Below are 20316 nucleotides of genomic sequence, written 5' to 3' on the forward strand. Positions count from 1 at the left end.
GTGCTGAAGATATCTAAATCTTTCGTAGGTTATAGAATATTTATATATCTAGTAGTAGTGTTTTTCTCAAACAGAATTCAGGAGTCAGGAGTCAGAATTCAGAATGAATTTTAACCGAAAAAGCGTCTGAATTACCGGGTTTAAAACCCCCATAAAATCGTAGATTTGGTGGTTTTCAATTAGTCGCAGGTCTGAATCTCCGACTGATAGCGTAGCGTTAACAAGTCATCGATAGCGGAGCGGTAGCGAGTATTTTCGAGTAGCGTCTTTATTCTGGCTCCTGAATTCTGACTTCTGAATTCTGAATTCTTCTTAAAATTATTTATAGTTAGTATCAGTTTTTACCTCTATGCTGGCAGTCATTTCTTCCAGTTTTTTGAGATGCTGTGCATTCACAAGCCATTTTTCATCATAGTTAGATTTATCTGTACCATATTGACTTTGTTGCTCTTTTAATATTGCAATTTCATGATTAATTATTGGTAAGGCTTTTCCTTGGGTAATTAATTTTTTTAGCAACTCAAACCGTGATGTTTCATTAATTTGACGCAAGAGTTGTGAGATACAACGACTAATAATAACTTCATTGCTAAAAGCAAGAATGCTATGAGATTCATCATCTTGAGATAATAATTGCTCACTGACATCAAACAAAGCTTCTACAACTGAAGGGATGTAATTTACAGGAATTTCTTCAGTGGAATTTTCTAGCTGTTCTATAAACACTCTGGCTTGCGTTGTGCCGTTTGGAAGTTTTTGTCTAGTAAGTTCTATCAAATAACTTCTAAACTTCTCTGTATTTTCAACCAAACCAAGGATAATTTTTATCTGAATATTAGACAATTCACCTGCTGATAACGACAGACGAAAGTAAATAGGAAATATTTCTAAACTACATATACGTAGCTGTTCGCGCCATTCTAACTCTTGCTTTTCATCTAAAGAAGTATTACCCAAAATGAATTTCAACTTAGGAAAAAGGTGCATTAGCAGGTTTTTAATAGGCTGCTTGTCTTCATCTCGCAGTTGAGCAATCCAGGTATTCAGAAGATTTTTGAGTTCGTCTATCGAAAAGTTTACCTCTCCTACAAAAATATGAGGATTTTGATGGATTGTACTATAAATTTTTGGGCAAAAGACTCGCAAAGACTCAATAGCAAGGAAATCAACAGGATTTACTTCATCTTTTACTGCTGGATAGGTCACTGTTAAAGTATTAATAAAACGAGTAATATCGCGGATGTTAGTAATAAAGTGTTCTATTCCTTGAAAGTAAATATCACCCCAGCGAGTTTGGTTTATTTTTTGTTTTGGTGTTTGAGAAAATATATTATCTAGTTTTTCAAAAAGCAGCCGACGAAGTGAAGTTTTATCAGGATTAGGTAACTCAAAACTAACTTGAATAATCTGTTCTAAGTATGCTTCTTCAGATATTTCTTTAGTATCTGCAATTGTTCTCATTACAACTTCTTTATTAAAAACAAGAAGATAGACAAGATTAGTAAAATTTCGCATTGCTTTAATAATACGAAATAACTGCTTGATATCTTCCGCAGACAACCGATCAATATCGTCTATTGTTACGACTATTCGCCGTTGCTGCTGTGCTAAGGTGTCTTCTACTTCTTCTTTTAATTCGCCAGCTTCTTTATCCTTATCGTCCAATAATGCTGCTAATGCCTTGCCAGTTTGAGCATAAGGTAGAGGAATGTCTGAAATAACGGCGGCAAAATCGGCTACTCTCTCCCTCAAACTTTTTGGTACAGATGACTGTTGGCTTAAAGCGTTTTTTAATTGGTCAAAAAAGCGCCTTGTAATATTTTGGTGTCCAGAGAATAACCAAGGATTAAAAGGAACGATGATTGGTTTCTCCTTCTCTGGCTTTTGTTGAAGATAGTGAACTACAAAGTTTAATAATGTAGATTTGCCAGAGTTCCAAGAACCGTAAACTGCAATAACGAAACCTTCAGGATAGGTCATTCTGCAAATACTTTCCGCTAGATACTTGGCAAAGTTTGCATGTCCTAGTAAGTCTTTTTCTGGATCGACTAAGGAGCTATCTGTCGATATATCGTTAATTTCCGTCTGTGCCATAAAAAAGTTTTTTATTGATGTTGCGATCGCCTCCGGCGGCGCATAGCCCATCCTTGCACATTCTGTAAGATGAGCAATGATACCTCACGATAGAAATTTCTAGTAAATAATTTCCTCAAGGCTTATACAATTGGTTACATATTAGTTATTTAGTATCGCTGTTAACAGGTTGAATAAACAAACAGCGTTGGGGTGGAAATCCTATCTCCATGTCATCTAGTAAAATTACTCATAGAAGTTCAATTTAACCCCCGATCCTAACTATTGATTATATAAATTCAGTATTATTTCTGTCTATGTGTACTAGTGCCAGCTAAATTTTAAGTTACCTTTACAAAGGTATTAATTCTTAAGAGTGAATTTAGCGAGTATCGATTATTCTATCCCCACAAAATATTAATTAACTGCTAAAAATATATATATAAGAAGGAAGCTTTTAGCGAAATCTGTATACATAAAATTAAATTTATGTCAATTAATTGGCTTTTTTTATTAGAAGCCTGAGTGCTGCTATATGACGCCTGTTTTTCTTCAAAAGCAGCCTATAGTCAATACTTACTATGAACTAGGGCGCGTTTTTGAATTCTTAGATCCCCTAAACCCCCGATAAATTGGGGGACTTTAAGAGACTCCAATGAAGCTTTTTTAAGGAAACTCAGTGCTATCTTGCGGTTTCCCCAGCAAGTGGCGTGGATTTATGGGCATTTAAAAATTTAGAAGGCAAACGAGTAGTTTGAAAACACACTCTAGTCTTTTGCCCAGGCAAGGGATTGCAATACGTTAAAGCTTATTGATGAAATATTATATAAGTTTTACTAATTGTGGCTAATAGTAGTTATAACAATTTAACTCTTTAAATATTGATCAGATAATATGGTTCAGTCTCAAGAAGATGACATTTCAGTAGAAGCTAGCTCTCTTCCCCCTGTCCCCATTCAAGAAGTCTCAGAAGATAGGGCATTAACAGAGACGGTACTTTTTCCAACTCCGAAACTGTTTTTGAAAATTTCTAAGCTAGAAATTCGCAAAAGCCTTAAAGCGCTAACTTATGAGAGTGTATTTGCTACGATTTTTTATAGTGTCATCGGCGGCGCGTTGCTCAGTAATTTCTTGCTAGAGTTAGGTGCTGGGCCAGTACAAATTGGTCTGCTGGCGGCTATCCCTCAGATGGTAAATCTGCTGCAACCACTGGGAGCATATTTGGTAAACCGAAGTACCAGCTTTCGCTGGTATTTTCTGTGTATTTTCATTCCATCGCGGTTGGTGTGGTTGATTCTTCTACCGGCGATTGTCTTGGTTACTTCATCTCATCTGGCTGGATACCAAGTAGTGCAGTTGACTTTGGCAATTATCTTGCTAAGTAATATTATTGAAGCTTTCGGTCGTGCGCCTTGGCTTGGGTGGTCAGCTGTGTTAGTACCTCAACGGTTGCGGGGGCGATATTTCGGCTTTCGCAATAGTCTTGTCGGCTTAACTAACCTTGTTGGTGTGCCTTTGCTAGGTTTAGCAGTATCGGTTTGGCCTGGTGGAACAGTTCAAGGCTATGGTGCAATGTTGGTTCTAGGAATTTTACTAGGGCTAATCAGTCAAATGTGTCAGTTCTGGATGACTGATGTAAACCCGCAGCTTTTAACAGCCACAGGTTCAGATACATCCCAACCCCAATCTCATGGTATAGATTTTAGCTTTCTCAAAGATGCTAATTTTTGCAAGTTTGTACTTTACTTGAGTGTTTGGTGCTTTGCTGTTAACATCAGCGCTCCCTTCTTTAACCTCTATATGCTAGATAACCTGGATATAGATATTAGTGTGGTAACGATTTATCACGGTTTAGGAACTGGTGCGAACATGTTAATGCTGCTTTTGTGCGGGAAACTGGCTGACCGAATTGGGAATCGTCCGCTACTGCTATTGGTGGGAATCTTGGTGGCGGTAACACCTCTGCTGTGGCTAGGAGTCGGAAGCGATCAAATTTCTTTTTGGATCTGGCTACCTTTATTACATATACTAACTGGTGGGACGTGGGCGGCAATTGATTTGTGTACCAACAATCTGATGATGGAAATATCACCGATGCGTCATCAGTCGAGTTATTTTGCGATCGCAGGTGCAGTTGCTGGTATAACTGGAGCAATGGGTATCACTGTTGGTAGCTTTCTAACAACTCTACCTTTTATCGAAGGTTTGCTGGGGCTGTTTGTTCTCTCAGGCTTATTACGAATAGCTGCACTTGTGTTTTTGGCTTTTGTTCAAGAACCGCGCTCAGTACCACTGAGTCAGCTAATGCGAGTCCTGTTTCCCATTAGACCGTCAACCGATCTGATTGAAGTAAAAGAATAAGTTGTTAACTATTAATAGGGGCAGGGTTTGCCTTTTATTACCTGCCTCATTAAGTTCAGAGCAAAACTTATTTCAACAATATCCCAGCAAAATATACAATTTCTTAGCATCACGAATAGCATGTCCGTTGGGGTCGTTATTAAAGTATACATAAACGTTAATCCCCTGCCTCAGAAATGAATGAATACGCTCGCCCCATGTAGATAACTCTTCATCGCTATAGCCAATATCTCATTGCCCACTATGCATACGGATATATGTCCAATGAGTAGTCAAACACACATCAAGAGGAACTGTTGGGCTTACAGGTAAGCAAAGGGCTACACCTGCACTTTCTAGTAGTTTGTAAACTTGGGGAACCAACCAGCTTGTGTGACGAAATTCAACCGTAAATCGTTGTTTTGGGTAAGTTTGAAGTAATTCCAAAAATGGCTGAAGACGCTCAAGATTAATGTGCCAGGTATGAGGAAATGCAAAAATCCTTGAATCACCCCTCCCCAACCCTCCCCTTGTGAATGGGAGGGGGCAAGATTTCAAGTTTTCCTCCTTTATAAAGGGGGATTAAGGGGGGTCTATTCGACTTATGCAAGAGACTCCATGAACACGGTTCACAACGAAGGAATGAAAATATTTCTTCCCCAGTCCCCATTCCCCAATCTCCAGTCCCTATTTTCAAGGCAGGTCTAATGCGTATTGCCCCTCCCCTACAGCGTGTACTTTTGCGTAAGTCCCAATAGTTAATCTTTTTTTAGCTTGTTAAAAGTAAAAAAAGTTTATAACATGTCAAAAACAAAAATTACATCAAGTTAGCTTAATGCCTTTGCCAATGTAGCAGACAGTTTTGATTTCAAATAATTCTGTTTTTTCACCTTAGTAGTGCTGTTTAAGGGAGCCATTGTAAACCTTTATTCTGTAATTTACGCTCGATATGCTGCATTTCCTCGATATTTTCTCCAGTAACGATCGCATAAATATCAGTGTTGATTTTTCCGTATTTAATTTTCTCTAAAGCCGACAAAATGATTAAATCCTTGCGATCTAGTTCTGGTTTTAAGGTGGCTAAAATTGAGTCTAATGTTCCTTCCATGCGGTAGTCACTGGAATATTTAGCTACTCCTTTTCCCAATCTCATTAGGGTATTACGCTGTAAGCACAACGGAGTGGAGCCATTAACTCGGAAATTGGCATCGATCGCATACAATTGTCCGTCTTTGTCTTCCAGCACATCAAAGCCAATCACGCCGAAATAACCCTGTTTGTGAGCATACTGACCAACGTTAGCAATCATCTCAAAGAACTTGCTCATGTCAGTGTTGCAGTAGTCAATCAGTCCGCCTAAGTAGTTGCCTTCTGGAGTGACGAGTTGACTGGTAGTGCCGATAAGGGTTATCTCTCCTAGTTTGTTGACATAGAACTGTACACAGTAATTCTGCACTTCATTCTTGACGAACTCCGAAACAATAATCGTATCGAGCAACTTAATATTCAGATATTTCCTAATCTCTTCAAGACAATAGTTCAAATCGCTGGGACTTTTGATGATATAAGTGCCTTCTCCTGAAAGTCCGTGGGACGTTTTAATTAAGTAGGGAAATTCTGGTAATTGAATGTCTTCAAGATTAACTTGGTGTAGATTGTAGCTCTTGTATTTTGGGCATTGCACTCCCAATTCGGCTAGGGTTACTTTGCTGAGTAAGCGGTAATGAGTGTCTGGATCAACAGCGTGTTTTTCAGGTTTGAGGCGATCAAAGGGAAATAGACTAATCAGTTTGTCAAAGCGTTCGCTGTGGCTGAGATCATCTAGATAAGTCGAGCAATTCATCATCGATGTATTGGAGTGGCTGAAGCCGAAATGCTCTTGCCAGTAGCCAATTAGCGATATTGGTGGTGGAATAATCACAATTCCGGGAATGCGATCGCCTAATACAGCCAGAATCTTCCAAGGTTCCTTCTGACAAATCTTGTCAAAGGAGGTTTTAGTGGCTTCACTACTACCATCTTGAATAAAATATTTGTTCCGGTTGGGATAAGCAGCCCAACTAGCAGTTGCAGGGTAATTTAAAATAAACCCATAAGATCCATCTGTGATATCTTGAGCAAACAGATCAGAAAGAGTACTCCCTTGAAAATAATGAAAGTCGTATTTTGACATCTAATCCTCCGAGAAACCGCATCCATAAAGGGATGCGTTTGTTTATATTAAATAAGTTTCCAATATGATGTTCGGGCAATTAAGCATAATACGCTCAAGCCCACCCCGCCAAAGCTATGCTTTGTCTACCCTCTCCGCAGGCGGGGAGGGGTTGGGGGTGGGGTTCTTTTATTATGGATAATTTGGCAAAGATTATATAACACGAACTTGGAAAAACAAGGCTATGTATTCAAACTTGAAAACTCAGATGTAATTTAGCTTCATTAACTACGCATTACCTTAGCGTAGCCCATTACGAATTGGTATAGGACTCCTATTTTATTTTTAAAATAACTCGCCCTCAACTCGAAAAGGCTGATTCCCTACTCCCTACTACTTCGGCTTTTCTGCGAGACGCTATGCGTTAGCGGAGCTTTCGCTTTAGCGATACGCTTAGTACAAGCCCTTATACCATTTCACGAAAAATCTGATACAGATGCAAACCTTGAAAGCATTGCTGTATTTAATTTTTTTAATTGCGTTAGCGTTAGCGATAGCGCAGCGTTAGTGAGGAACGAACGTCGGAACGAGCGTCCGTAGGAGCGTCATTGCGAATTGTGGATTGGTATTACTCCCTACTGTAGCCTGGGTTTGTCATCCATAACCTTCCGTGCCACTGAAATGGGATGACGGATGCCTTGAGCTGCTGCGATCGCTCCCCAACTTAATGAGCCTTCCATGATCGCCGCGTCTAACTCCACCTCTCCGTCGCTGTTGAGAGTTGCACCAAGACCAGCGTTAAATGTCTGGTCAGCTTCTAGAACTCGAATAGCTGCTTCAACAGCTTCTGCGGCTGTACCTCCACTGATTAGCACTGCCCAACCAGCTTCTGCTGCTGTACAGCCTGCATTGTTGGCTGCAACTTTATCATCTGTGATAGTTTTTGCCCCACCGTGAACAATGATGGTCGGTATCATATAATTTCTTCTTATTAGTATGAATTTTGTGGGACTGCAATCGCTTTAACGGGTTCTTCAATTAGTTAGGTTTATTCATGCTTACTTACTCTTTGCGATCGCTGTTATTCAACAGTTAAGTAACATATATAATTCAATACGGTTCAGTTAAGGCTAAAAAATAAAACTAATGTAGTAGCGCGGCAAGCCTAAAATATTGGGTTCCAACAATCTAAAAAATCCACCAACAAAAAAATATTCTCTGATGACTCAACCCAACAAATTAAGCTTGCTGCGCTGGTAGGTTGGGTTGAGGGACAAAACCCAACATCTAAAAGTCTTGTAATTGTTAAGTAACACTAAAGTTCAACCCAACCTACGATTCTTCTTAACCCAAGCGTATTGATATATAATTCGATTTTAGATAGTAGACACGTTATATTCTTAATTTAATAGAATATAACTAAAAAACCTAATCTAAAAATCCCATACCTTAAAGATATAGACGTTATTTCAGCTTGCATAGAAGTGGACAAAGAAAGGTAAACTTGTATTTCATCCAATTAGATAGCTATAGACAAACCTGTACTTATACAGGATAATTTATTCCGGTTAATATCCCCAATTGTGAACTAACACCGCTTATGTAATCTTTATTGTTTAAAAGTTGTGCTGGTAGTCTGTGAGCATTGATCGCAGTCTTGATTAAAGATTCGGGAGTAATATTTCCGCGCTGTACTTCAAAAATAAAACTTCCTCCACTAGGAACTCCTTGCTGCTTGAAACCACCTTGGTAAGCAAGATTAACAAGATTAAAGGGTTTAATATAGCTGATATTGGTAGAATTACTACCTAATGCATCAGCATTAACTGCTGTATTTATTGATTTCTCACTAATTGCATCAGCACTCATATAGTTTTTATTTGTGGTTGTTTGAGCGCTAGCAATACCAGATGTGAGGGCAAGGAAGGCAATAATAACTGTAGAATTTATCAATGTTGTTAATTTCATAACATACTCCTTAACTAGAGGAAGTAGAATCAATAGTTTCTAGTAATATCTTTCCCTTAGTTATAGAAATTAACCTCATACAACTGACTCATTCAAATGGTTGAATTGTTTATCATCCAAATGGGTGACTTTACCGCCTTGTCGTTATGGTAATTGGTAGCAGTAACCAAATCTCACAACTCAAGGATGAAACTATCTCGTAAATGAAAGTCAGGCTCCGCGCCTTGATGAGTTAAAGCCCAGTAAGTCACCTCACCATTTCTATCTTTAATAACGGTAGTAATGCCAACTTCAATAGCTTGTTCTGCCGAGATGATTTTATCCAAATCTATATCCAACACAAGTATTAAACCATCGGCTTGATTTTGAACATTAAACGGTAGATTTTCAAAAGCTGTTTCTTCTTGCATTCCTTGACGATATCCATCAAAGCGATAAACATTCCAGTGTCCGGCGAGAGAGAGGTTAAATTCCCAATACTGTGCAAAATTCTTGATGCCAAGAAAGAACTCGAAGCAGGTTTCTTCCCAAAGTTCATGCTTGCGTGATGGTGTGTTTAATGGTGGAGGAATTACGATTTCTTTTAAATCGCCCTCAAGCATATAGCGGATGGCAAGTTGATTACCATTTCTGGCAATATTACCTACAATTTTAAAATTAGGTAGGGATTTTGTAGAAGAAAAGGGTTGCAGGGAAAATGTCTGTTCGCTCATTTCATGTCTTTAATAATATTGCAAATCTGCGTTTCTTGTGATTCAATACTTTCGGTAAGTTTAAACTGGACGATCGCTCTGGCAAGATTATGCTCTGGATGCTTAACTTTAAAATAGACATTCCCTGCTAAATAATCAGCAAAAAACCTCAATCCTAGTTCAAAGGCAATCAGACGAATTGCATCGTATATATATGTATAGTCATTCTCAGTCAGAAATGCCTTTGCTACCGAGAGATAACCTTGTAAGATTCCCTGACACAAGTCGGTATCGAAATAAACACTGTCCCAATTTTCGGTTTCTTCTCCAGCCGGATTGCAACCCGATCGCAAGCAATCACCAATATCGTAATGTACCAGACCAGGTTTAACAGTGTCTAGGTCAATGACGCTGACGGCTTGTAAGGTAGCAGTATCAAACATCACGTTATTGATTTTTGGATCGCCGTGCATCAGCCGTAAGGGTAGCTTGCCTTCAACTTTGGCATCTTCTAGGATATGTGCAAAGGTTTGGCGATCGCTAACAAACTGCAAGCAATAATTAACTTCCGAAGATTGACACGCACTAGTTTTCGCCAACACTTCTTCGTAATGCTGGAGATAAAGCGGTGTAATATGGAATCCTTGAAGGGTATCGGCGAGTTTTTCTGGTGGCAAATCGCTGATCAAATTGTGGAACATCCCCAAGGCATAACCGATTTCTTTCGCGTGTGAGCGATCGCCCATAGTATCGAAAGACTGAGAGCCTTCAATAAAGCTGATTGCCCGCCAAAAAGAGCCATCTGCATCCCTACAGTAGTCTAGAGAATCCTTAGTTAATAGTACGCGTGGCACTTCCCAGCGACGATTTAGAGGCGTATGCTGTAACCGTTTGCGAACATGCTCAGTGAAGGTACGCATATTCTGCATAATCAGTTGTGGCTGCCGGAATACCTGTGTATTGATGCGTTGCAAAACAAAATATTGCTCTTCTGAAGAATCTATATCTACTAAGAAGGTGTCATTTATATTACCACTTCCAAAAGCTTTAACGCTTGTAACCTTCCCTAGCCCAGCGAATTGATCTGCGATCGCCACCAGATTCTCTGCACTCTGTGTATTAAATTCTTTTTTCATGTTTTTGACCTGTACTACTCCTCACATACATTGCACAAAGGCAATAGGGGATATCGTAGCGCAAGTATATAATTTGTAATTCGTAATTCGTAATTCGTAATTGAAAAGACTTTGATTCTCTAGAGGTTAATTATGATTTTTTAAAATTACTATAACACAGGGCGCGACACTAAATAGCCTACCGGAGATATTGCTTTTGCCGACCCTGTGCTAATTCAAAAGTTAGGAAATTTCGTCACTATCAACCCACTCATCATAGGATGAGTCATAACCAATGTAATGAACAAAGTATTGCTGATTTTGGATTTGCTCAATCGTTGCGGAATACCAAGCCTCTTGGTCATCATCCCAACATTTTACCTTTTGACCCACTGCATATCCATTGTCATCTGTAGAGCGAAGATCGCGAGTCCGAATGTCATCTTCGCCTACCCACTCGTCATAAGATGAACCGTAACCAAGGTAATGAATAAAGAATTGGTCATCTTGGATTTTCTCAATTGTTCCCTGATACCAATCTTCTTGCTCACTATCCCATACTTCTACTGTTTTGCTGAGTTCATACTGATTTTTATCTGACTTAACAGCAGATGAAACATCTTGGATAGGCTTTTGTTCCTCTTGTTTTATTTCCTCTTGGACTAAAGTATAAGCTTGCAAAATCAAGCTGCGAGCGACAGTTTGAATTCCTGTATGTTCGTAATAATTGGTAGTTTGATCTAAAAATGCTGCTACAAAATCTAAATTATCATCAGCAATTTGAATAAAATTACCCAAATGACTAGAAATTGATTGCGGGGTTATACCTGTTTTGGATACTAAGTTATTCATCCAACTTTGCACAGAATTGAAACCTTGACTGATAAAGTTGATTTTATCAGAGGGGTTACTACCTGGTAAAAAGTTATTGATAGCTAAAAAAACCGGATTTTGAGTTATTGCACCAGTATCAGCACCACTAATAACTCCATGAATTTTGCCTAGAAAATCGGGGCCTAGTGGTAGAATTCCGTCTATACAAATTAAAGCTATCATCCGCATTAAGGATGCATTTTGATAGTTGTTAGCGAGGGAATTAGCAAACTCTTGGGGATTCGGTTGAGGAATGCCATTTAGTTTGCAAAAGGCGATGATTTCGACGGTGATTTTCAGTAGTAAATCGATGGATTGAGTTACGTCAGCTTTCGGAGTAATTTTGCCTAAAAAAGAGAGAAAGCCAATTTTTTCACTAACTTTATTCGCTAAAGCCGCCGTTGCCATAGCTGTGTCTGTCTTATCAATTGTTTGATAAAGTTTGATTGCAAACTGGTAGCCTTGTTGAGGATCTTCGTATAAAACAACAGCGCGATCGCGGATTTTCTGAATTACCTTAGCATCGCTAACTCCTGTAATGCTGCGAATATTATTCTCAATTCCCGTCAAATTGCTCCACTCACCTGGTGCTACATAATCAAGAGCTTTTAAAACTTTGACAGTGATATTGTCAGTCGGTAATTCGTCAACCAACTGAATAATTGATTTATCCATAAACCGAGCCTCAAAACATAAAATATTTTTACAACACAGTTCAAGTAAACCTACAACAACTCTCTCCCAGTTGCTACCCTACGGAAAGTCTTTCTCTGGTCAACGCTTGTACGAATTACTGAATCGTATTAATAGAATTCCCTGATCTGACCAAAAAATAACAACTGACAATCGCGCAGATCACGATAACATTGTTTCAAAAATATCTCAAAGGCTAACTTATGGCAGTCTGCAAGTAAATAATGTACAAAATGCAAGACTCAAATTAGACAGGACTTACACAAAATACCTCTTAAACTCTTATCTCCGTGTTGCGCCAGTTGCTAAAGAGCGGGAACGCCAAAGGCGTAGCTTGCTTCCCCGTAGGGGTACAAGTCGGGGAACCGCAAGGGCGCACTGGGTTCTCTGTGCTCTGTGGTAGCCTGCGGCAAGCTCCTTTATGTCTACGATTTCTCCTTTAACAGATGCTCACCATCTTGGATACTACTAACAAATATCAAATGACAAATATTGATTTTTGTTATTTGAATAGTATCATAGTTGTATCAGCACAATGGAGAATTTACTATGTTGTCACGTCAACTGGGAAAAAACGGTTCAACAATATCGGCACTTGGGCTTGGCTGTATGGGCATGTCTGATGCTTATGGCCCAGCCGATCGCAAGGAAAGTATTGCAACGATTCATGCAGCACTTGATGCAGGCATTACCTTATTAGATACAGGCGACTTTTACGGCATGGGGCACAATGAACTATTGCTACACGAAGCCCTAGCAGGACGGCGGCGGGAAGATGTTTTCATTGCTGTTAAATTCGGGGCGCTGCGATCGCCTGACGGCAACTTTATTGGCTTCGATGGTCGTCCTGAAGCCGTAAAGACTTCACTTGCCTATACATTAAAACGACTGGGAACCGATTACATTGACCTTTACCAGCCAGCTCGGCTCGATCCGACAGTCCCCATTGAAGACACCGTTGGGGCGATTAGCGAAATGGTGAAAGCTGGATATGTTCGCCACATTGGTTTATCTGAAGTAGGTGCAGATACAATTCGGCGTGCTCATGCGATTCATCCCATTACCTGTCTTCAGATCGAATATTCGCTTCTGACTCGTGGCATTGAGGATAAAATTCTCCCAACTGTGCGGGAATTGGGCATTGCTGTTACCGCTTATGGAGTCCTTTCACGGGGCTTATTGAGCGGTCACTGGTCGAAACAACGCTCTGAGCAAGCGCAAGACTTTCGCGGACATCTACCACGCTTCTCTGGAGAGAATCTGGATCGCAATTTGTTGCTAGTCGAAGCCCTTCGCGTGATTGCCCAAGAACATAGTGCGACGGTTGCTCAAGTGGCAATTGCTTGGGTGTTGTCAAGGGGGAACGACATTGTGCCACTGATTGGCGCACGGCGTCGCGATCGCTTGGATGAAGCACTGGGTGCGCTGGATCTACACTTAAGTCAGGATGATCTCGCCCGGATTGAGGCAGCAGTGCCACTGGATGCCGTGGCTGGCGATCGCTATACTCCAGATCAAATGAGGATGTTGGATAGTGAAAAGAGATGAATGATTCAGCTTTGACACCGGAGCGGATTCTCGACGCTGCCGAAGAGGTTTTGCGTCGTTACGGTCTGGCAAAGGCAACAGTCGTCGATGTGGCTCGCTTTTTAGAGGTGAGCCACGGCACGATTTATCGGCATTTTCCCAGCAAGGCTGCCTTGCGCGATGCGGTAGCAGAACGGTGGCTGCATCGGGTTTCTACACCGCTAGCAACGATCGCCGAAGAACAGGGTTCTGCCGTTGAACGGTTGCATCGATGGTTTGAACAACTCATGACTCTGAAACGTCAAAAAGTCCTGAACGAGCCAGAGTTGTTTGCAACCTATTCTGCGATCGCTCAAGAGGCGCGAGGGGTGGTTCAAGCTCACATTGCTGAACTAGTAAGCCAAGTTGCTGCGATCGTCGAGAGCGGTATTTCCAGTAACGAGTTTAGGGTAACAGATCCGCAGGTAGCAGCGAAGGCAGTCTTTCAAGCGATGGTTCGATTTCATCATCCAGCTCACGCACCCGAATGGAGCGATCCAAACATCGACACGGATTTTGCCCAAGTATGGCGCTTGATAGTTGCTGGTCTTGTGGTGGGTGAGTGAATAGCTATTGAATCTAAACAATTTGCCTATTTTCCCGTATCCAATTGCTCCCGTTGCTTACCATACTCCCGCAGCTGCTTTAACAGGTCTTCTTGGGATGAGTTAGAAATAGACGGACTGGGGGTTGGGATTGGTTCAGGGTTGATGTCGGCACTTCCAAAATTAGCAGGTGGAGGATTAATTACGTAGACGGGTAGAGACTTATCATTAGACATCGCCTCTTGAGTTGGTGCTGGGGTAGGAATTAGATTCTTTGGTTTGCTCACAGCAGTTTTTACCGAATCTAGATTAGTAGCAACTTGAACTTGTTGCTGCATCTGTTGTGTAGAAGATACCAAACTACTTAGACCATTCACCAATTGCCGCAAATTTTGTCGGAAAGTAGGATCACCTGTCAACTCATCTAAATCAGATGTAATTTTTTGGCTATTTTCAAAGGTTACTCGTGCTGAATCTAAAGTTTGTTGTAGCAGCACGGTATTCTTTGGATCATTTAAGGTTTTTGAAGCATCACGTAAATTAGCTGAGGCTTGCGCTGCATTTGCTGAAAGAGTTTCTAAATTGTTGATTAATTGTCCTTGAGTGAATCGATTCACAACTGGTGATAGGCTACTGACTGTAACACGTAGTTGGTTGCTGGTTTCGGTGATATTGTTCAAAGCGCCAACCAGCGAAGAACGATTTGTTGTCAATAAATTATCCAAATTGTTCAGCAAACGATTTGCTTGAGTTGCAGTTGCACCGAATTTATTTATTGTTTGACTCGAAGATGCACTCAGTTGGTTTGTCGCTTGTTGCACTGAATTAGCAGTGGCTGAAAAGGTGTTAAGTTGTTGTCGCAAGTTTTTGGTCAAACCTTGTAAATCTTGACTCAGCCCAGTAAAACTAGTTGCTGCGCTTGTGGTAGTTTCTAGAACCCTATTGACATTTCTATAAAATTGGGGGCTATTGTATGCAGCAGCTAGCTCAGTTGAACTACGAATTAATTCATCAACACTGATGCCAACCTGACCTTTTAAGCGAGAGCCATTACAAATTATCAGGCTCTGATCGCAATTTTTATCTAGGGGTTTAGCAATTACAACCCCAGTAGGTAACGTTGCTTTTGGTGTGATGTCGATAATACTTTCGCTAATTAATCCGCTTTGATTAGCTTCTACTACTACATTCCGGGGGAGAATTAGGTCAGGTTGGCCAATTTCAATCTCTACATCAATAGCATTTGCTCTTGGTCGAACCTGGGAAATAGTTCCTACCTTAACACCACGATAGCGAACTGCTGCTCCCTTTTGCATTCCGCCAGCGTTAGCAAATTCTACAATAACTTTGTATGACCGCCCTGAAGGAGTGAATCTATTTAACCACAGAAAGAATAACCCAAATACCCCTAATCCTAGCAGGAGTAACAATCCCACAGAGCCTTCTCTAAATGTTCGCCCAGACGCGTTGGCGAAGCCTCTCGAAGAGAAGAGGTTTGTCATAAGACCTCGCATTTTTTTCCTCCACTCAATAATTAGTTATGAGTTATGAGTTAGCAGTTGAGAGTTAGGAGTTGAATTTAATCGCTCCTGATTCTTAACTCCTCACTTTCTAACCGACGACTTGAATCGGCCCTTGCACACTTCCACTGAGAAATTGTTTAATTAAAGGATCTTCTGTGTTGTATGTTTCACTAACTGTACCCTGCCACTGCACTCTACCTTCATAGAGAAATATAAGTCTATCAGCTGTACGGCGCATAGTGCTGTCTTGGTGGGTAACAACAGCATAAGTACTACAAACTCCATGTAAACATTGCAAATAGCGGATTAAATCTTCGATTACTGTTGAGGCAATGGGATCAAGTCCGGCTGTTGGTTCATCGTATAGTAGAACTTCTGGCCCTTCTGAAGGATTATCGGGGTTAGACATAATCGCACGGGCAAAACTGACCCGTTTTCGCATTCCCCCGGAAAGTTCGGCTGGGTAGAGATGGCTTATTTCTGGCAAACCTACCATCTCCAGTTTTTCTTTTACCAAATCTTGGATGCGCGATCGCGGTAGCTTTGAATTTTGATAAAGTAAAAATCCCACATTCTCCTCCACCGTCAGCGAATCAAATAGCGCCGCCTGCTGAAACACCATGCCAATGCCAACCTGCTGGCCACCATCCTCAATCAAACCGTCTCGCCGCACTCCTTGCACATAAATTTCTCCTTCATCGGGACTAAGTAACCCCGCAATCACCCGTAAAATTGTTGATTTACCAGTCCCTGATGGGCCAATAATCCCTAGTGCTTCTCCCCGGTAAATGGTCAAGTCTACATTATCTAGAACTTTATGGCTACCAAAGGACTTAGAAACACCTTTCAGTTCAATCAATGGTTCAGTCATTAGTTATTAGTCATTGGTCATTGGTCATTGGTCATTTGTCCTTTGTCCTTCGCTAATGACAAATAACAAATAGCCCAATAGTGATGTCATAGTTATGGTCGGGCATTGTATGCTACATTATAAGTATATGGTTATCATTTTAATTAATAAAATTTATTTTTTTAGCATAATACTTAGTTTTTTGCAATGTTTAATGTCTCACAATACCCTCAATGCAAGCTTGACGAAGGCACTATAGTAATTTAACGTCTCAGAAATAAATAATTAAGACTCCAGTTTTTTGTGGACATTAGCAAAGTTATACATACAACAGTGTAAACTACTTAGAATAAATATGCTGATTGTTGTTATAAATACTTAAATAAAAGCTACAATAACAAAAAATAATTAAGCAAGTTGATGCAAGAGATAGCAATTATATTTAAGTTGTGAAAATTAAAAGGTTTAGATTCACAAATTTTAAATAACTGAGTCGGAAGTTTTTGTTCACAAAAGATTCAGTAGGGCTATTTCGTTCTAGGCAAGAAAAATAATTAACCACAAAAGAATAAACATATTCATAAGGATAGGGCAATGCCGTATCTCTAAACAATAACTATTCAAATTAGAATTGCTATAATTTGAGAGGTTGATAGCATTTCTGTCAATCTTAGAGTTGCCAAATATCAAAATTATTCACTAACCTTATAAGAATTACTGATAAAAATTTAAGTAGACATTATGAGTAGCCAATTAGAACAGTTTGCAAGTGATAATTCCTCTGGGATTTGTCCGGAAGCCTTGGAATATATGATTAGGGCAAACCAAGGTAGTGTTCCAGCCTATGGAAATGATGAATGGACTCAAAAAGCCACAGATTATTTTCGGGAACTCTTTGAAATTGATTGTGAAGTATTTTTTACCTTTAATGGTACAGCCGCAAATTCTTTATCTTTAGCAGCCCTTTGTCAGTCATATCATAGCGTCATTTGCCATGAAACATCTCACATAGAAACAGATGAATGTGGCGCACCTGAATTTGCATCTAATGGCTCGAAATTGTTACTTGCTCAAGGTAAAAACGGTAAGTTAACATCAGAGGCTATAGAGGCAGTAGTCACGAAACGTACTGACATTCATTATCCCAAACCTAAAGTTATTAGTATCACCGAATCAACTGAATTAGGGACTTTATATTCTATTGAAGAACTTTTGAAAATTAAAGAAGTTGCGAAAAAGTATAACTTAAAAATCCACATGGATGGCGCTCGTTTTGCAAATGCAGTTGCTGCTATGAATAAAAGCCCTGCTGAAATTACTTGGAAAAGTGGAGTGGATGTGTTGTGCTTTTGTGGTACAAAGAATGGAATGGCATTAGGTGAAGCCATTATTTTCTTCAACAAAGAGCTAGCAGAAGATTTTGATTATCGATGCAAACAAGCAGGTCAGCTAGCCTCAAAAATGCGCTTTATCTCTGCTCCCTGGTTGGGTTTATTGGAAACTGGTGCTTGGTTAAAAAATGCCAGACATGCCAATCAATGTGCTGAATACTTAGAAAATCAACTATTGAATATAGAAAATGTTGACTTAATGTTTCCTAGAGAAGCCAACGCCGTGTTTGTTAAACTACCTGAGCAAGTCATTCACGCCTTAAAAGCAAAGAACTGGCAGTTTTATACATTTATTGGTGTGGGAGGAGTACGTTTTATGTGTTCTTGGAATACGACTCAAGCGAGGATTGATCAATTGATAGATGATATTAAAGATGCAACTAATTCTAAAAACTAAATATGAAAAATTTAAATGAATGAAATAAGTACAACATTTAGGAGTATCAGTCTATGAGAGAACGCAAGTATTTAGCATTAGTCCCGCAGACATGAAAAAAGCGTTGGCTACTCCGCTTTGTATCTAGGCGTCGCAGGTTTAGATGCGGGAGCCGATGATTATATAGTTAAGCCCTTTAGGATTTAGGAACTACTAGCTAGAATTCGGGCCCATCTCCAGCGCCCACAAGAGCAAGAGACAGACGAGGATTTGTTGCAATTTGAAGGTTTAAGCTTAAATAGCCGTACCCGTGAACTTCTTCGCGGGAAAGGAAGCGGTGAGTTAACAGCAAAAGAGTTTAACTTATTTAGAATATCTCTTCTCACATCTGCCTCTAGTGTTTACTAAAAATTCAAATAAGAGAGAAAGTTTAGGGTTATGTCTTCATAGGTAATTCTAATATTTTTGACGTTTATATTGGTTATCTGCGATTAAAATTGAAAGACAATAAAGAAAAGCGTGTGATTCATACAGTCTGTAGTGTAGGTTATGCACTGCGGGAAAAATCCTAATGACTTGGTGATTTCGGCAAAAAGGAACATATTAAAGACAAAAGAGGATCATGAATAAAAAATGGGCTGTTAAACGACTGACAGTAAATCTTACAACCGAGGAAATGAAGAAACTTCAATCCTACTGTGCTTCGACAGGAAGACCAGCAACAGATGTAATTAGAGAATTGCTCCGAACTCTTGAGGTTGACAATGCTGAAGGCTCTAAAATGGAAACAGCAGACTCAACAAGAACAGTTGGTAGTGGGTCAAAATCACAGTAACTATTGACTCAATATCCCGCCAAATCTCAGAAATCTGCTATCCTGATTTCCTGACAGATAAAATTAAAGGATGATCATCTTTTGGTATAGTTTTTGCTGTTCTATCTAGATATCAGCAAAAGTACTCTTACCAACCATTCTGGTATGGCGGTAACTCTTAATTGCAAGACAAGTGAGGGGGTTAAATGCCCCCTCTTCTCATACTCATTTAAAGACTTCGATTTAACAGATTCAATATAAAGCGATCGCTATGAGGCGCTGTTCAGTGACGCTCGAATTCATAACTTTTTCATAGGGTACTATGGAGTTAGTTTTAGAGGAGCATTGAAATATGACTCTGGCATCAAATGGACAAGCAGCTATTATTCGCACAGAACGCGGACTGACGATCGCAGGAACGCGCATCACTTTGTATGACGTGATGGACTACGTAAAAGAACAGTATCCACCGAAGTTTATCCGAGGCTTGTTCGATTTGACAGAAGAACAAATTAATGCTGCTCTAGCTTACATCAAGACAAATCGTGCCGATGTTGAAGCTGAGTATCAAATAGTTCTTAAGGAAGCTGAAGAGCTTCCTTAAGAACTATGAAGAGAAAAATCGTGATCTCATTGCCCGGATTGCCCTAAAGCCTCCAAAGCCTGGAACTGAAGCGGCTTGGGAAAAACTTCAGGCAGCTAGGGCAAAGCGTGAATCTAAAGCATGATTTTTTTGATTGACCACAATTGAACTAGGTTTATCACAAGAATGTGAGCAGTCTGCTATGAAAACCCTGGCTAAATGGTCTGTAGACGACTATCACCGCATGGTTGAGGCGGGCATTCTGCGTGGTCGTCATCTGGAATTGCTAGCAGGCGAAATTTTTGAGATCAGTCCAGAAACCCCAATTCATTACACCACAGCAAAACGAGGTGTAAAATATTTAGAAGAATTGCTCTCAGGTAAAGCTGATGTCCGCTTCAATGGGCCCATTACACTATCCGACTCGGAACCCGAACCTGATATTGCAATTGTTCGACTTCCAGAATCATCCTACAACGATCGCCATCCTGCTCCTAAAGATATCTTCTGGATTGTAGAAGTTGCCAACACAAGTTTAAACAAGGACTTAGAGATTAAGGCTGCGATTTATGCGACGGCTGAAATTCAAGAATATTGGGTTTTAAGTTTATCTGCTAAACAGATGATTGTGTTCAGAAACCCTCAAAATGGTAAGTATATTGAAGAATATACTATTAACCAAGGAACAGTTACACCATTAGCGTTTGCGGATGTTTCAATATCCGTTCAAAGACTTTTGCCATAGGGTGGCGTTGCTGAATC

The 20316-nt window shown here is 40.0% G+C and carries 15 protein-coding genes and 3 pseudogenes; 8 read left to right on the forward strand and 10 right to left on the reverse strand.

Translation table 11 applies throughout. From position 1 onward, the window contains the following. Positions 1-318: 318 nt before the first annotated feature. Positions 319-2145, reverse strand: coding sequence for a KAP family NTPase (locus RMZ43_RS03780; protein ID WP_322647482.1), 1827 nt, complete (start codon positions 2143-2145; stop codon positions 319-321). Positions 2146-2967: 822 nt separating this feature from the next. Between RMZ43_RS03780 and RMZ43_RS03785 the strand changes: the two genes are divergently transcribed. Next, on the forward strand, positions 2968-4434 hold the full coding sequence (locus RMZ43_RS03785; RefSeq protein WP_322654607.1) for an MFS transporter: 1467 nt from the start codon (positions 2968-2970) through the stop codon (positions 4432-4434). Positions 4435-4506: 72 nt separating this feature from the next. Here RMZ43_RS03785 and RMZ43_RS03790 read toward each other — a convergent pair. The 7 genes and pseudogenes from RMZ43_RS03790 to RMZ43_RS03820 all read right to left on the reverse strand — a co-directional run bounded on the left by RMZ43_RS03790 (position 4507) and on the right by RMZ43_RS03820 (position 11888). Next, positions 4507-4971, reverse strand: a pseudogene (locus tag RMZ43_RS03790) (DUF72 domain-containing protein). Between the two features lie 346 nt (positions 4972-5317). Next, on the reverse strand, positions 5318-6586 hold the full coding sequence (locus tag RMZ43_RS03795) for an ATP-grasp domain-containing protein (RefSeq protein WP_322654606.1): 1269 nt from the start codon (positions 6584-6586) through the stop codon (positions 5318-5320). 614 nt (positions 6587-7200) lie between these two features. Continuing rightward, positions 7201-7542: an isoaspartyl peptidase/L-asparaginase gene (locus RMZ43_RS03800; protein ID WP_322654605.1), complete on the reverse strand. Its 342-nt coding sequence runs from the start codon at positions 7540-7542 to the stop codon at positions 7201-7203. A 568-nt stretch (positions 7543-8110) separates the two neighbouring features. Further along, positions 8111-8533, reverse strand: a complete 423-nt coding sequence (locus RMZ43_RS03805) for a hypothetical protein (protein WP_322654604.1) — start codon at positions 8531-8533, stop codon at positions 8111-8113. Between the two features lie 173 nt (positions 8534-8706). Further along, complete coding sequence (locus RMZ43_RS03810) at positions 8707-9246, reverse strand: DOMON-like domain-containing protein (RefSeq protein WP_322654603.1); 540 nt, start codon at positions 9244-9246, stop codon at positions 8707-8709. Then, positions 9243-10361 carry a phosphotransferase enzyme family protein gene (locus tag RMZ43_RS03815; RefSeq protein WP_322654602.1) on the reverse strand — a complete coding sequence of 373 codons (1119 nt, stop codon included), beginning with the start codon at positions 10359-10361 and terminating at the stop codon, positions 9243-9245. Before RMZ43_RS03815 ends, RMZ43_RS03810 begins: the two co-directional genes overlap by 4 nt. A gap of 222 nt (positions 10362-10583) precedes the next feature. Continuing rightward, positions 10584-11888 carry a Tudor-knot domain-containing protein gene (locus RMZ43_RS03820; protein ID WP_322654601.1) on the reverse strand — a complete coding sequence of 435 codons (1305 nt, stop codon included), beginning with the start codon at positions 11886-11888 and terminating at the stop codon, positions 10584-10586. A 567-nt stretch (positions 11889-12455) separates the two neighbouring features. Between RMZ43_RS03820 and RMZ43_RS03825 the strand changes: the two genes are divergently transcribed. Then, positions 12456-13454: an aldo/keto reductase gene (locus RMZ43_RS03825; RefSeq protein ID WP_322654600.1), complete on the forward strand. Its 999-nt coding sequence runs from the start codon at positions 12456-12458 to the stop codon at positions 13452-13454. After that, entirely contained in the window at positions 13451-14038 is a 588-nt protein-coding gene (locus tag RMZ43_RS03830) for a TetR family transcriptional regulator (protein ID WP_322654599.1), read from the forward strand. Before RMZ43_RS03825 ends, RMZ43_RS03830 begins: the two co-directional genes overlap by 4 nt. Before the next feature lie 26 nt (positions 14039-14064). On the opposite strand, the gene RMZ43_RS03835 is transcribed toward RMZ43_RS03830, so the two are convergent. Then, complete coding sequence (locus RMZ43_RS03835) at positions 14065-15531, reverse strand: MlaD family protein (protein WP_322654598.1); 1467 nt, start codon at positions 15529-15531, stop codon at positions 14065-14067. Positions 15532-15628: 97 nt separating this feature from the next. Beyond that, complete coding sequence (locus RMZ43_RS03840; RefSeq protein ID WP_322647492.1) at positions 15629-16411, reverse strand: ABC transporter ATP-binding protein; 783 nt, start codon at positions 16409-16411, stop codon at positions 15629-15631. Positions 16412-17131: 720 nt separating this feature from the next. On the opposite strand from RMZ43_RS03840, the gene RMZ43_RS03845 reads away from it, so the two are divergent. From RMZ43_RS03845 to RMZ43_RS03865, 5 genes and pseudogenes are all read left to right on the forward strand, one after another. Beyond that, on the forward strand, positions 17132-18178 hold the full coding sequence (locus RMZ43_RS03845) for a low specificity L-threonine aldolase (RefSeq protein WP_322647493.1): 1047 nt from the start codon (positions 17132-17134) through the stop codon (positions 18176-18178). Between the two features lie 129 nt (positions 18179-18307). After that, positions 18308-18729, forward strand: a pseudogene (locus tag RMZ43_RS03850) (response regulator transcription factor); the annotation flags it as partial. A 50-nt stretch (positions 18730-18779) separates the two neighbouring features. Next, complete coding sequence (locus RMZ43_RS03855; protein ID WP_322647494.1) at positions 18780-18992, forward strand: CopG family transcriptional regulator; 213 nt, start codon at positions 18780-18782, stop codon at positions 18990-18992. A 331-nt stretch (positions 18993-19323) separates the two neighbouring features. After that, positions 19324-19699, forward strand: a pseudogene (locus RMZ43_RS03860) (DUF433 domain-containing protein). A 57-nt stretch (positions 19700-19756) separates the two neighbouring features. After that, positions 19757-20299, forward strand: a complete 543-nt coding sequence (locus RMZ43_RS03865; protein ID WP_322654597.1) for a Uma2 family endonuclease — start codon at positions 19757-19759, stop codon at positions 20297-20299. Positions 20300-20316: the final 17 nt, after the last annotated feature.

Source organism: Nostoc sp. CmiVER01, from assembly GCF_034531135.2.
Taxonomy (GTDB): Bacteria; Cyanobacteriota; Cyanobacteriia; order Cyanobacteriales; family Nostocaceae; genus Nostoc.

Excerpts from the sequence above, each read along its gene's own strand:
- RMZ43_RS03815 (WP_322654602.1), bottom strand. The coding sequence starts at position 10,361 with ATGAAAAAAGAATTTAATACACAGAGTGCAGAGAATCTGGTGGCGATC.
- RMZ43_RS03810 (WP_322654603.1), bottom strand. The coding sequence starts at position 9,246 with ATGAGCGAACAGACATTTTCCCTGCAACCCTTTTCTTCTACAAAATCC.
- RMZ43_RS03840 (WP_322647492.1), bottom strand. The coding sequence starts at position 16,411 with ATGACTGAACCATTGATTGAACTGAAAGGTGTTTCTAAGTCCTTTGGT.
- RMZ43_RS03835 (WP_322654598.1), bottom strand. The coding sequence starts at position 15,531 with ATGCGAGGTCTTATGACAAACCTCTTCTCTTCGAGAGGCTTCGCCAAC.
- RMZ43_RS03845 (WP_322647493.1), top strand. The coding sequence starts at position 17,132 with ATGAGTAGCCAATTAGAACAGTTTGCAAGTGATAATTCCTCTGGGATT.
- RMZ43_RS03825 (WP_322654600.1), top strand. The coding sequence starts at position 12,456 with ATGTTGTCACGTCAACTGGGAAAAAACGGTTCAACAATATCGGCACTT.
- RMZ43_RS03800 (WP_322654605.1), bottom strand. The coding sequence starts at position 7,542 with ATGATACCGACCATCATTGTTCACGGTGGGGCAAAAACTATCACAGAT.
- RMZ43_RS03855 (WP_322647494.1), top strand. The coding sequence starts at position 18,780 with ATGAATAAAAAATGGGCTGTTAAACGACTGACAGTAAATCTTACAACC.
- RMZ43_RS03865 (WP_322654597.1), top strand. The coding sequence starts at position 19,757 with ATGAAAACCCTGGCTAAATGGTCTGTAGACGACTATCACCGCATGGTT.
- RMZ43_RS03780 (WP_322647482.1), bottom strand. The coding sequence starts at position 2,145 with ATGGGCTATGCGCCGCCGGAGGCGATCGCAACATCAATAAAAAACTTT.
- RMZ43_RS03805 (WP_322654604.1), bottom strand. The coding sequence starts at position 8,533 with ATGAAATTAACAACATTGATAAATTCTACAGTTATTATTGCCTTCCTT.
- RMZ43_RS03820 (WP_322654601.1), bottom strand. The coding sequence starts at position 11,888 with ATGGATAAATCAATTATTCAGTTGGTTGACGAATTACCGACTGACAAT.
- RMZ43_RS03785 (WP_322654607.1), top strand. The coding sequence starts at position 2,968 with ATGGTTCAGTCTCAAGAAGATGACATTTCAGTAGAAGCTAGCTCTCTT.
- RMZ43_RS03830 (WP_322654599.1), top strand. The coding sequence starts at position 13,451 with ATGAATGATTCAGCTTTGACACCGGAGCGGATTCTCGACGCTGCCGAA.
- RMZ43_RS03795 (WP_322654606.1), bottom strand. The coding sequence starts at position 6,586 with ATGTCAAAATACGACTTTCATTATTTTCAAGGGAGTACTCTTTCTGAT.